Genomic DNA, 12,105 nt, shown 5'->3' on the forward strand with positions numbered 1-12,105 from the left:
GGCGATGGGGAAGCACCCGGCCGGGCACAGAGGATCACGTGCCCGGCCGGTGGAGTACGAGGGCCCAGCCGTCACCCGGTCAGAGAATCCAGCGCGGCCCGGGCCTGCGTACGGTACGCCTCCACCCGCGCCATCTTGATCTGCTCGTAGCCGCGAATCGTCTGCGGCAGTTCGGCGATCGCGACGACCGCGCCCGCGTTGTCCGCGGTGAGGTGCTCCAGGGCCTGGCTCATCAGCTGCTGATACTGGGTGATCAAGGCCCGCTCCGTGCGGCGTACGGCGTTGTGGGCGAAGGGGTCGAGGAGGGTGCCGCGCAACCTGCGTGCGGCCCGCAGGGCTTGGAAGGCCGGTCCTGCGGTGCGGCGCAGGCGGAGTTTGCGGTTCAGGCCCATCGCGCGCAGGAGGGGCGGGTGCAGCAGGACCGACACGGAGGCGTCCGCTCCGAACTCGTCCCGGATGCGGGCTTGTTCGGCGGGGTCCAGGTGCAGCCGGGCCACCTCGTACTCGTCCTTGTACGCCATCAAGTGGTGCAGTGACGTGGCGAAGGCGTGGGCGATGCGACGGCCTTCCGTCTCCCCGGCGCGTGCGGTCGCGAGGGCGGTGACGGCCTGCACCGCCCGGTGGTAGCGGTGGGCGTAGTCGCTGTTCTGATACTCGGTCAGGTCGCCGATACGCAGGTCGACCGCTTCCTCCAGCGTGGCGCTGGGCTTGGTCTCCCGAGGCGGGGCGACGGCCCGCCGCACCGCCTCGGGGTCGAGCACCGCGGCGCGGCCCCAGCGGAACGCGGCCAGGTTCTTCGCCACGGCGGCGCCGTTGAGTTCGACGGCGCCTTCCACCGCCTGGGCGCTCACGGGCAGACAGCCATGCTGGTAGGCCGCGCCGAGCAGCAGCATGTTGGCCGGCATGTGGTCGCCGAAGAGCTGTTCGGCGAGCCCTTGCGCATCCAGAGCGAGCAGCGTCTCCTCGCGAGTCGCGGAAGCGATCTTGGCCAGGGCGTCCTGCGGGCCGCCCGGGACCACGACCTGCCGGGTGATCATGGCGGCGGTGGGCACGACGGCGGTGTTGACGACGGCGACCGTCCGTTCGGGCGCGCAGGTCGCCAGCGTGGGGTCGGCTGCGGCGCCGAGCAGGTCGAAGCCGAGGAGCACGTCGACGCCCGCGCCCGAGGCGCGCGCCACACCGACGACGGGGTCCTTGCCGATCCGGACGTCGCTGACGACGGGGCCGCCCTTCTGGGCAAGACCGGTCTGGTCCAGGCCCGCGGCGTGCAGTCCGTCCAGCTGGGCCGCCATCTGCAGGATCTGGGAGACGGTGATGACGCCGGTGCCGCCGATGCCGGGCATGCGCAGCACGACTTCATGGCCGGTGAAGCGGCGCTCGGGTTCGGGCAGTTCCCCGGGCGGCTCGGGCAGTCGGCGCGGAGCGGAGGAGGCCGAGGGGCTCGGTTCGACCAGCAAGAAGGACGGGCAGTCGCCTTTGAGGCAGCTGAGGTCGGAGTTGCAGGACGGCTGGTGGATGCGGGTCTTGCTGCCGAACTCGGTGTCGACGGGCTGCACCGACAGACAGGTGGACTGCTCCCCGCAGTCCCCGCAGCCCTCGCAGACCCGCTCGTTGACGACCACCTTGGCGGCGGGCGTCGGCAGCAGACCGCGTTTGCGCATCCGGCGTTCCTCGGCGGCGCAGCGGTCGTCGTGGATCAGCACGGTGACGCCCTCCACCGCGGCCAACTCGCGTTCCACGTCGGCGAGATCGTCGCGATGGCGTACCTCGGCATTCGCGGCGAGGCGGATCTTGCGGTAGGTGCGCGGCTCGGGCGTGGTGATGACCACGCGGCGCACCCCTTCCAACGCGAGCAGCCGGGTGAGCGCGGGGACGTCGAGGCGGCCCTCGACGCTCTGCCCTCCGGTCATGGCGACGGCCTCGTTGTAGAGGAGCTTGTACGTCATGCTCACGCCGGCCGCGACGGCGGCACGGATGGCGAGCGACCCGGAGTGGTGGAACGTGCCGTCACCGAGGTTCTGCACGAAGTGCTTGTCGTCGGTGAAGGGCGCCAGGCCGAACCACTGCGCTCCCTCGCCGCCCATCTGCGTCACACCGATCTGGTTGCCGCGCATGCCGCTGTCGTCGAGCGCGACCATGGCGTGGCAGCCGATGCCCACCCCGACCAGGGTGTCCGGGGCGGTGCGGGTGGAGAGGTTGTGGGGGCAGCCGGAGCAGAAGAACGGGGTGCGGGCGGCGACGAGCGGCAGCATCCGCAGTCCCGACGGGCGCGCCTTCGGCACGAGGGCCGCCGCCTGGCGGGGCAGCCGCTCGGCGCCGACCAGCCCGACCAGTGTCCGGGCCACGTCGTCGGCCTTCAAAGTGCCGCGCACCGGCAGCAGCGGGCGGCCCTCCGCGTCGCGCCGGCCGACCACGGACGGCGCGCCCTGCCGCCCGTACAGGGCCTGCTTGAGGTGGCCTTCGAGGAAGTCGCTCTTGTCCTCCACGACCAGCAGCCGGTCCAGGCCCTTGGTCAGTTCGGCCAGGTGCGCACCGTCCAGCGGGAAGGGCATGCCCAGCGCGATGAGCCGGATGCCCAGCCGCTCCCACTCCGCCTCGTCGATGCCGAGATCGCTCAGTGCCCGGCGTACGACCGCGAAGGACGTCCCCGAGGCGACCACCCCCAGCCGCGCCTGCCGGGCCGAGGCGACGATGCGGTTGAGGCCGTGCCGGCGGGCGTAGGCGCGGGCGATGTCCATGCGGCGGGTCAGCAGGTCCTGCTCGGCGTCCAGCGCGGCCGGCCCGACCAGCACCGGCGCCGCTCCGGCCGCCCTGCGCTCGGTCGCGGGAATGTCCTGGCCGAGGTCGGCCAGGTCGACGGTGGCCGAGGAGTCCGCGACATCGGAGACGATCTTCAGGGCCGTCCAGAGTCCCGCAGCACGGGACAGCGCCACCGCGTGCAGACCGTAGTCGATGAGTTCCCGCACGGAACCGGGCGCGAACAGCGGCAGGCTCAGGCTCTGGCACATCGCCTCGCAAGAGCTCGGCAGCGTGGAGGACTTGCAGTCCGGGTCGTCCCCGATCCAGGCGACCGCCCCGCCCAGGGGCGCCGTGCCGGACATCGTCGCGTGCCGGATGGCATCCGCGGCCCGGTCGAGGCCCGGGTTCTTGCCGTACCAGAATCCGGTGACGCCCTCGTGGCGGCCGCCCGGCAGCCGGCCGAGGAGCTGGGTGCCGCCGACCGCGGTGGCGGCCAGTTCCTCGTTCAGCCCGGCCTTGAAGACGACACCGGCCTCGTCGAGGAGCTGGGCCGCGCGGCCCATCTCCAGGTCCACGCTGCCCAGTGGAGAGCCCTGGTAGCCGGAGACGAAGACCCGGGTGTCCAGGCCCTGAGCCCGGTCGAGGCGCCGCTGCTCCAGGGCGAGGCGCACCAGCGCCTGCACCCCGGACATCAGGGCGACCCCCTTGGTGGCCGTGTATTTGGCATCGAGGGAAGGAGCTTGGGGCACGGCACTCACGAGTTCCTCCACAGGTGCGGGAGAGCGGGGAGCGGGGGTCCCCACAGGACACAACCAGCCGCCGCTTCACGCAAGAGCCGCGAGGTCGATCGCCCCGAAGACGCAAAGAACTCATGGCCAGATCGGAACTCGCTTGATTTCATTGCGTCGTCGAGTCGAAACGAAGGGGCGACGATGGCGGGTTACGAGCTGGACGAGACCGATCACCGACTGCTGCGCCTGCTCCAGGCGGACGGCCGCCGCACCTTCTCGGAGATGGCGCCGGAGGTCGGACTCTCCGTGGCCGCGGTGAAGCGGCGGATCGACCGCATGCGTGCTTCCGGGGTCATCACCGGATTCACCGTCCAGGTCGATCACGCCAAGCTCGGCTGGGGCATCGAGGCCTTCACCGAGTTGCGCTACTCCGGCACCACCAGCATCAAGGACATCCTCAGCAGCACCACCCAGGCGCCCGAGGTGCAGGCCGTGTTCACGATTGCCGGCGACCTGGACGCCCTGGTCCATATGCGGGTACGCGACATCAACCATCTGCAGGAGGTCATCGACCGCCTGCGCGGTTCGGGCAAGGTCATCGGCACCAGAACGCTGATGGTGCTCGGCTCATGGACTCGGGAGGAGTGAGCCGTCTCGCCGAGGCGCCTTCCTGAAGAAGTACGTCAAGGTCGCCCCTCGCGGAATCCGCAGTGGCCTACTGTCCCGCGGGGGCGGCCGCGTCGATGTCCCCGTCGGACTCACCCTGCTGGGGCAACGTCACGCGTGCGGGGGCGGGTTGGAGAAGGATCAATGCGATGTCGTCGCTGGTCGCACGGCGCGTGTGGCGGCCCACGGCGTCCATGACACCGTCGAGGGCACTCTCCAGACTTGCCGCGCCGGTGCACAGCGAAGCGATGTCCTGGACGTCGGGCATGGTGCCGGTCCGGTCCCGGGCCTCGGCGAGACCGTCGGTGTAGAAGAGCAGCCGGTCCCCCTCGGCCAGGGGCAGTTGCTGGATCACGGGGGCGGGGGCCAGACCGATGGGAGTGGTCCGCTCCGGCGGCACGAGCAGGGCGGGGATGCCGGCGGCCGGCAGATGCAGAGGCGCGTGGTGTCCGCAGTTGACCAGCCGGACGTGGTCGGGTGCGACTTCGGCAATCACGGCGGTGATGAAGTCCTCCGGGCCCAGATCGCCGGCGAGGCGCGTCTCCAACTCCCTTACGACGTCCAGCAGATCGGGCTGCGTGTACGCGGCGTCACGGAAGTGGCCGATGGCGGCGGCGGACAGGTGCACTGCCGGCAGCCCCTTGCCCCGTACGTCCCCTATCAGCAGCCGCAGCCCCATCGGGGTATGGGCGAAGGCGTACAGGTCACCGCCGATCTGCGACAGCGCGGCGGCCGAGTGGTAGCGGGCGCTGACCTCAAGACCGCCGATGCGGAAGTCGGTCGGCTTGATGATGGCGCGCTGGGCCGTCTGCGACACCTGCTCCAACTGGCGCCGGTGGTCGGCGGTCCGGTGGGCGACCCAGGTGGCGTAGACGGAGGCCATGGCCAGGACGAGCAGCCGCAGCAGGGCATCACCCTGCTCGAGGTCGTCCTCGGCGACGCTGATGGCGATGGCCAGTGCCAGGGCGGCGGCGGAAACCAGGGCGGTTGCCCGGCCGCCCTGCTGGGTGGAGGCAAGGAGCGGGCAGACCAGCAGCGTGCCGATCAGGCTGGTGGCGGATCCGGTGGCCAAGTCGACGGTGGCGACCGCCAGGCCGAAGAGTGCGGTGAGCCAGAGCCATCGGGTGTGCGGGGCCATGGACATCCACTTCCCCCCTCGTTCTTCAACGCAACAGACCGTCACATATAGCAGCTGCCGACGCCCGCTCCAGGGCCCGTATTCGCACCGGATCAGATGTGATCACCGAGACTCCACACATGACCGATTACGGACCAACTGGCGCAACCGCCCTCGCCTGCGAGCGGTATACCCGCTGCTCAACAGGCGGAACGCGGCGGCGAGTCGGGCCTCGACGCAGCCCGCGTGCCCCGTTCAGGGAATTTCCGGGACGAATAGGGCATCGTGTGGATCGGTACAGCGGCCGCACCCCCGCCGGTCGCGTACGACGATCAAGGAGCCCGGCCCCGTGACACCCCCCTCCCCCACTGCCCGCTCCCACTCCCGCGTACTCGCTGCCGCTGCCCTCGCCGGGATGCTCGCACTGGCGTCGGCCGCCTGCTCCTCCGGCGACGCAACGAGCAAGGATCCGGGCACGGCGGCCCCGACCACGACGGCCACCCCCACGGCCGCCGCCACGGCCGACGTCTCCAGGCAGAGCACGGAGACGGGCAATCCCCCCGGGCAGGCAGGCCCCAAGATCGCCTGGAGCACGGCCGCCGACACGGCCGAGAAGTCGGTCCCCGGAGGAAAGGTCACCGAGGTGGAACTCGATGACGGCCAATGGGAGGCCGACGTCGTCACTCCCGAGCCCCGCGTCCACCACGTCGAGGTCGACGCGACAACCGGAGCCGTGCGCGACAACCACGCCGACCGCATGCCCGACCAGCGTCGCGACTACCTCAAGATCCCGTTGGCGAAGTTGGCGGCCGCCGAGGTCACCCGCACCGACGCGGCAGCCACCGCCCTCAAGGAGGCCGGCGCCGGATACGTTTCCGGCGTATCCATCCAAGGCACCGAAGCACGCCCCTCGTGGGAGGTCGACGTCACCGACGGCTCCACCCGGCACGAGATCGGCATCGACGCCAAGACCGGCGCCACGGTCCGGCAGGAGAAGGACCAGGACGACAACCGCGATTGACGGCGGCCCTCCGGCTCATCACAACTCCCGCTCCGCCACGATCTCGCCGTCGACCACCTCACCGGTGACGCGGAACCCGAGCCGCTCGTAGAAGGGTTCGGGCCCACCGTCACCCGGCTGCCAGGACACCCACAGCCGACGTTCGCCGCGACGTCGCGCCTCCGCGCACACCGCTTCCACCGCGAAGCTGCCGTACCCCCGGCCCTGCCGGTGCGCCGCGATGTTGAGCCGCCACAGATAACTCCGGTACGGCTGCACCGCGTGCGCCGGTTCGAAGCCCGCCATGACGAACCCGACCACCTGCTCCCCGTCACAGACCGCCCGAGGCCAGGCGACATCCCCGTACGCGTACGCCTCGGCGAGGGAGACGACGACCGGGTCGACGAAGCGCTCCTGACCTGGCCGCAGACGCAGCCGGCACACCGCATCGACGTTCTCCGGCGTGACCTTCGCCAAGTGGAGGGATGAACTCACGGTCGGCGCTCCTCGGTTGACCGGTCGGCATTCACTACTACCACTGGGCCGCCCTACGAGTCGCTCTCACGCCATGACTCCTGACTCCATGACTCCTGACTCCATGACTCCATGACTCCCTGACTCCATGACCGATGAGTTCCGCCCGTCCACGCCGTCTGCACCTCGGGAACGAACGTCCCCCTCCCGCGCCTGCGGGAGACCCCATGACCTGACTGACGAGGAGCGTGCACATCGTGGACCAGGAGAACGTGAGCGCCACCATGACTGTCGCAGCGCCCGCCGCGAAGGTGTTCGCGGTACTGGCGGACCCGACAGCCCATGCCGCGATCGACGGCACCGGTTGGGTCCAAGAACCGGCCGACCGGGCTCCGCTCACAGCAGTGGGGCAGATCTTCCGGATGGACATGCACCACGCCAACCACCCGAACGGTGACTACCGGGTGGCCAACCAGGTCCAGGTACTCGACCCGCCGCACACCATCGGCTGGCTGACGGGAGACGAGAAGGAGGACGGCCGCCTGGAGTTCGGCGGCTGGCTCTGGCGCTACGACCTCGCACCTCTCGGCCCGACCGAGACCGAGGTCACGCTCACCTACGACTGGTCGGCCGTACCGCAGTTCATCCGCGAGTACATCCAGTTCCCGCCGTTCGGCCCTGAACACCTCACCAACTCGCTGAACCACCTGGCCGCGCTTGCCGCACCGGCGCCCCGGGCCTGAACGCCTGCCGATCTCACAGCCGTGGCCCACCCGTTCAGGCCGTCGAGCGCAGAAGCATGAGTGAGCCCGTGTACGCAGGCCGGCCACGCAGGTGGCCGAAGGCCCCGTCCCAGGCGCCGGAGCCCAGGGCGCAGCGCAGGGACGTGTCGAAGTCTTCGCGGGCCTGGTCGCCGATGAAGCTCCAGGCCGAGCAGGCCTGGCGGGCGGCGGGGTCCAGGAGGAGTTCGGGGCGGCCGTAGTACGCCTCGTTGAAGCCGTCGGTGCAGTCCAGTGGGATGGGGACGAACTGGATGGTGGTCGTGCCGCCCAGCGCGCTGGTGAGGTGGTGCAGGGGTGGGTGGCGGCGGGCTTCGGTGTCGAGGACTTCGGGGGCGTACTCGTACAGCCAGAAGTCACGTACGCGGGTGGGGTCGCAGGTCAGCACCACGACGGGGCCGCGCGTCACGCGTCGCATCTCGCGCAGACCGGCGGCGACGTCGGACCACTGGTGGACGCTGAACAGCGTCATCGCCGCGTCGAACTGCTTGTCGGCGAAGGGGAGGTCTTCGGCGACGGCGTCGACGGCCGTGGCGAGTTCGGCCGGGCGCTGGGCGCGCATGGCCAGGGAAGGCTCGACCGCGGTGATGGTGTGCGCGGCGCTCTCGTAGGACCCGGTGCCCGCGCCGACGTTGAGGACGTTGCGCGCGTCCCCGAGCGCCTCGGCGATGAACTGGGCGATGCGCTCATCGGGACGGCGGTAGGAGGCGTATCCGCGGCCGATGGCACCGTAGTCGACGTCGCCGGCGCTTCCGTCCTGGGTGCGCATGACCATGGGTGACCTCCCTCGATGGCCCGGACCGAGGGGCATTGGCAGGCGCCCCTCGAACAACACCCCCTATCTTGCATCTGCCATGCCTCTTCTCGCACTCCCCTTGCGCATGCTTGGACAATCGACCAAACGATCTCGCACATACGCATGGTCGGATCCTGCCCCGGTTGGGCAGGATCCGACCGCGCCGGGGGTGAGCGTGCTGACGTGCCGCGTGGGCTCTAGGGCCTGTCTTCAAACTCCCGTCGTCGCCCGAAGGGCGGCCTTGCGGCGTCTGGTGCGTGCTCTCGGCGTGCCGGGTGGAAGTCCTCGTACTGGACGTACTTGGGCTTTCGCCCGGTGCGGCGAGAGTGCGTGCCGGGCGTCGCGGGGCAGGCGGGAGTTTGAAGACAGGCCCTAGCGGTCGGGGGCGGAGTTCACGGCGTAGGAGTGGGCGCCGGTGCCGGCGAGGGCTCCGCCCGAGACGATCAGGTACTCGTCGCGGATGGGCTTGTCCGCGAACCAGGCTTCGAGGATCTCGCGGGTGCCGGCGGCGTATCGGGCCTGGGCGGAGAGCGAGGAACCGGAGATGTGCGGGGTCATGCCGTGGTGCGGCATGGTGCGCCAGGGGTGGTCTGCCGGAGCGGGCTGCGGGTACCAGACGTCGCCCGCGTACCCGGCCAACTGGCCGCTCTCCAGGGCCTGCTGGACCGCCTCCTGGTCGACGATCTTCGCGCGGGCGGTGTTGATCAGATAGGCGCCGCGCTTCATGGTGGCGAGCAGCTTGTCGTCGAAGAGGTGCTCGGTCTCGGGGTGCAGGGGTGCGTTGATGGTGACGACATCGCAGTGCGGGACCATCGCGGCGGCCGACTCGTGGAAGACCAGGCCGAGTTCCTCCTCGACGTCGGCGGGCAGCCGGTGCCGGTCGGTGTAGTGCAGCTTCACGTCGAAGGGAGCCAGGCGGCGCAGCACCGCAAGGCCGATGCGGCCCGCGGCGACCGTGCCGACGTGCATGCCCTCCAGGTCGTACGAGCGGGCCACGCAGTCTGCGATGTTCCAGCCGCCGTCCAGGACCACTTGGTGCGACGGCAGGTAGTTGCGTACGAGCGAGAGCGTCATCATCACCACGTGCTCGGCGACGCTGATGCTGTTGCAGTACGTCACTTCGGCGACGGTCACGCCGTGCGCGATCGCCGCGTCGAGGTCTACGTGGTCGGAGCCGATGCCCGCCGTGACGGCGAGCTTGAGGTTCTTGGCTGCGGCGATCCGCTCCGGGGTCAGGTAGGCCGGCCAGAACGGCTGGGATATCACCACGTCCGCGTCCACCAGCTCACGGTCGAAGACCGACCCGGCACCGTCCTTGTCGGAGGTGACGACGAGGGTGTGACCCCGGCTCTCCAGGTAGGCGCGCAGGCCGAGTTCGCCGGAGACGCTGCCGAGGAGGTGGCCGGGGGTGAAGTCGGCGCCCAGGGGCGTGGGCGCCGACTGGCCGTCGGGGTAGCGCTCGATGCGGGGCAGGTCGTCGCGGGCGTACGTGGTGGGGTATCCGTCGGCGGGGTCGTCGTACAGGACGCAGAGCACCTTGGCCATGGTCACGGCTCCTCGTTGGAGAGGTCTGGCGTGCGGGATGCCTCCACGGTCCGCGCCCGGCGCACCCATGGTCAAAGTGAACTCTTCTATGCCCAGGAAGCCTTGGGCTATCAGCCCAGGTGGGCGGCGAGCAGGCGGTCCAGGGTGTCGCGGACCCCGGCCTCCCGCGCGGCCGCCAACAGGGCCCGCACCATGACGGGTTGAGGATCCTGTGCGACGACGGCAAGACCGACGCGGGGGCCGTGGGCCGGGCCGGACAGCCGCACCACGCGCATCCCCGGCGGGGTGGCGAACATCTGCAGCCAGGCGTGCGAGATCACGCTCGACCAGCGGCCGGTGACGAGGTGCGCGTACAGTCCGGCGACGGTGTCCGACTCGACCGCCGGAGTGGCCCGGGCGCCGTCGGCGGCGAAGTTCTCGTCCAGGATGCGGCGGTTGCGCATGCGCGGCGAGAGCAGGCACAGCGGCAGCGCCGCCGCCTGCGCCCAGCTCACTTCGGTGTCCGTGGCATGCGGTCCGTCGGCCGGGGTGAGCAGCACGTACCGCTCCTCGTACAGCGGCAGGCGCCGCATGTCCCGCAGTGCGCCGTCGTCCAGATACGTCACCGCCGCGTCGATCTCGAAGTCGGCCAGACGGCGGCTGATGTCCCGCGAGGACAGGGACTCCAGGCTCACCTTCGCGGCCGGATGGCGCTCGGAGAACGGCGCGGTGAGCAGGGAGGTGACGGTGAGGGCGGTCGGAATGGCGCCCAGCCGTAGCGTGCCGGTCAACTCGCCCCGCAGGGAGGCGAGTTCCTGGCGCAGTGCGTCACGTTCGGCGAGCATGCGGTGCGCCCAGGCCAGGACGTGTTCCCCTTCGGGGGTCAGGCCCTGGAAACGGTTGCCGCGCCGGATGACGGGCACGCCGAGCTCGGCCTCCAGCCTGCGTATCCCGGCGGAGAGTGACGGCTGCGAGACGAAGCAGGCGGCCGCGGCCCGCGCGAAGTGCCGCTCCCGGGCCAGGGCGACCAGATACTCCAGCTGTCGCAGCACAGTTCCCCCGAGATCCGCGAGTCGATGACACGCAAGAGATACCTCACCTACGAGGCCGGAGGCGCGCCGGAGTGACACCGAGGGGCGACCGCATACGCGAAAGGGCCGCACATCCGGTGCGGATGCGCGGCCCTTTCAGCACCGCGGGATCAGGCTGCGGGATCAGACGGGATCAGACGGAGAGGGAGATCTCGGTCGACTTGATCAGCGCGACGACGGAGGAGCCGGCGGCCAGCCCCAGGTCGTCGACCGCGTCCTTGGTGATGGCCGCGGTGAGCGCGCCGCCCTCGACGTCGACCTTGACGGACGCCATGGCGCCGCCGGTGGCGACGTCGGTGACGGTGCCGGCGATCTGGTTGCGGATGGAGACGCCCGCGACCGGGCCGGTGGCGAGGGAGACCTCGGTGGACTTCACGAGGGCCTTGACCTCGGAGCCCTCGGCAAGACCGAGGTCCTTGACGGCCTCGGTAGTGATCGCAGCGGTGATGTCCTGGCCGCCGTCGAGGCGGACCTTGACCGTCGCCATGGCCTCACCTGTGGTGACGGCCGTGACGGTGCCGGCGATCTGGTTGCGGATGCTCAGGCTCATGGGGTGGCGCCTCACTGGGTTGGAGTGTGTGTGGCAGGCCGCGTCGGCAGCCTGCCACAGGTCGTGACACCGAAGGTAATACGTCCGCAAAGTGCCGGTTGTGGACCCACCGCATCCGCGAGGCGGAACACCCGACTGCCCTGGCAGATCGGGCAAAACCCACGATCCTTGATCAAGCACCGGGTCCCGGCACCGCCGTCTGACCTAGAGTTCGGTCCGTGCCGTCGTACAGCATTGGGCAGGCAGCGAGACTCCTTGCCGTGAGTTCGGAGACCGTCCGGAGGTGGGCCGACTCCGGTCGGCTTCGCATGGACCGGGACGGGCCGGGCAACCGCGCGATCGACGGGGTGAGTCTGGCGGCGTTCGCCAAGGAACGGGCGGCGGGGATGCACCCGTTGCCCGAGGGCCAAGTGATCACATCGGTGCGGAACGCGTTCGCCGGGATCGTGACCCGGGTGACGCTCGACGACGTCGCCGCGCAGGTCGAGATCCAGTCGGGGCCGCACCGGATCGTCTCGCTGGTGACGCGGGAGTCCGTCGAGGAACTCGGCATCGAGGTCGGCGTCACGGTCACGGCACGCGTGAAGTCGACCAACGTGCACATCGACCTCTGACCCACCTCGAACCGCCGCGCGCCC

The 12,105-nt window shown here is 70.4% G+C and carries 11 protein-coding genes; 4 read left to right on the forward strand and 7 right to left on the reverse strand.

Going from position 1 to position 12,105, the window contains the following annotated elements; genetic code table 11:
* Positions 1-71: 71 nt before the first annotated feature.
* Complete coding sequence (locus OG430_RS03535; protein WP_442816433.1) at positions 72-3,542, reverse strand: indolepyruvate ferredoxin oxidoreductase family protein; 3,471 nt, start codon at positions 3,540-3,542, stop codon at positions 72-74.
* Positions 3,543-3,671: 129 nt separating this feature from the next.
* On the opposite strand from OG430_RS03535, the gene OG430_RS03540 reads away from it, so the two are divergent.
* Entirely contained in the window at positions 3,672-4,118 is a 447-nt protein-coding gene (locus OG430_RS03540) for an Lrp/AsnC family transcriptional regulator (protein ID WP_327350897.1), read from the forward strand.
* A gap of 67 nt (positions 4,119-4,185) precedes the next feature.
* Here the strand turns inward: OG430_RS03540 and OG430_RS03545 are convergent, their stop codons facing one another.
* Positions 4,186-5,280, reverse strand: a complete 1,095-nt coding sequence (locus tag OG430_RS03545; protein ID WP_327350898.1) for a PP2C family protein-serine/threonine phosphatase — start codon at positions 5,278-5,280, stop codon at positions 4,186-4,188.
* A 322-nt stretch (positions 5,281-5,602) separates the two neighbouring features.
* Between OG430_RS03545 and OG430_RS03550 the strand changes: the two genes are divergently transcribed.
* Positions 5,603-6,274 carry a PepSY domain-containing protein gene (locus OG430_RS03550; RefSeq protein WP_327350899.1) on the forward strand — a complete coding sequence of 224 codons (672 nt, stop codon included), beginning with the start codon at positions 5,603-5,605 and terminating at the stop codon, positions 6,272-6,274.
* Positions 6,275-6,292: 18 nt separating this feature from the next.
* On the opposite strand, the gene OG430_RS03555 is transcribed toward OG430_RS03550, so the two are convergent.
* On the reverse strand, positions 6,293-6,748 hold the full coding sequence (locus OG430_RS03555) for a GNAT family N-acetyltransferase (RefSeq protein ID WP_327350900.1): 456 nt from the start codon (positions 6,746-6,748) through the stop codon (positions 6,293-6,295).
* Between the two features lie 236 nt (positions 6,749-6,984).
* Here OG430_RS03555 and OG430_RS03560 point away from each other — a divergent pair, with 236 nt between their 5' ends.
* Positions 6,985-7,470: an SRPBCC family protein gene (locus OG430_RS03560; protein ID WP_327350901.1), complete on the forward strand. Its 486-nt coding sequence runs from the start codon at positions 6,985-6,987 to the stop codon at positions 7,468-7,470.
* A gap of 34 nt (positions 7,471-7,504) precedes the next feature.
* Here the strand turns inward: OG430_RS03560 and OG430_RS03565 are convergent, their stop codons facing one another.
* From OG430_RS03565 to OG430_RS03580, 4 genes are all read right to left on the reverse strand, one after another.
* The gene (locus OG430_RS03565) at positions 7,505-8,281 is read right to left on the reverse strand and encodes a class I SAM-dependent methyltransferase (RefSeq protein ID WP_327350902.1); all 777 of its coding nucleotides are present in this window, start codon (positions 8,279-8,281) and stop codon (positions 7,505-7,507) included.
* Between the two features lie 393 nt (positions 8,282-8,674).
* Positions 8,675-9,847, reverse strand: coding sequence for an NAD-dependent formate dehydrogenase (locus OG430_RS03570; protein ID WP_327350903.1), 1,173 nt, complete (start codon positions 9,845-9,847; stop codon positions 8,675-8,677).
* Between the two features lie 110 nt (positions 9,848-9,957).
* Entirely contained in the window at positions 9,958-10,878 is a 921-nt protein-coding gene (locus tag OG430_RS03575; protein ID WP_327350904.1) for a LysR family transcriptional regulator, read from the reverse strand.
* A gap of 172 nt (positions 10,879-11,050) precedes the next feature.
* Positions 11,051-11,467, reverse strand: coding sequence for a TOBE domain-containing protein (locus OG430_RS03580; protein ID WP_327350905.1), 417 nt, complete (start codon positions 11,465-11,467; stop codon positions 11,051-11,053).
* A gap of 218 nt (positions 11,468-11,685) precedes the next feature.
* Here OG430_RS03580 and OG430_RS03585 point away from each other — a divergent pair, with 218 nt between their 5' ends.
* Positions 11,686-12,081, forward strand: a complete 396-nt coding sequence (locus OG430_RS03585) for a TOBE domain-containing protein (RefSeq protein ID WP_327350906.1) — start codon at positions 11,686-11,688, stop codon at positions 12,079-12,081.
* The last annotated feature ends 24 nt before the right edge of the window (positions 12,082-12,105 follow it).

Source organism: Streptomyces sp. NBC_01304, assembly GCF_035975855.1.
Lineage (GTDB): Bacteria > Actinomycetota > Actinomycetes > Streptomycetales > Streptomycetaceae > Streptomyces.

Coding starts and splice junctions, on each gene's coding strand:
- OG430_RS03580 (WP_327350905.1), bottom strand. CDS start 11,467: ATGAGCCTGAGCATCCGCAACCAGATCGCCGGCACCGTCACGGCCGTC.
- OG430_RS03565 (WP_327350902.1), bottom strand. CDS start 8,281: ATGGTCATGCGCACCCAGGACGGAAGCGCCGGCGACGTCGACTACGGT.
- OG430_RS03570 (WP_327350903.1), bottom strand. CDS start 9,847: ATGGCCAAGGTGCTCTGCGTCCTGTACGACGACCCCGCCGACGGATAC.
- OG430_RS03545 (WP_327350898.1), bottom strand. CDS start 5,280: ATGTCCATGGCCCCGCACACCCGATGGCTCTGGCTCACCGCACTCTTC.
- OG430_RS03540 (WP_327350897.1), top strand. CDS start 3,672: ATGGCGGGTTACGAGCTGGACGAGACCGATCACCGACTGCTGCGCCTG.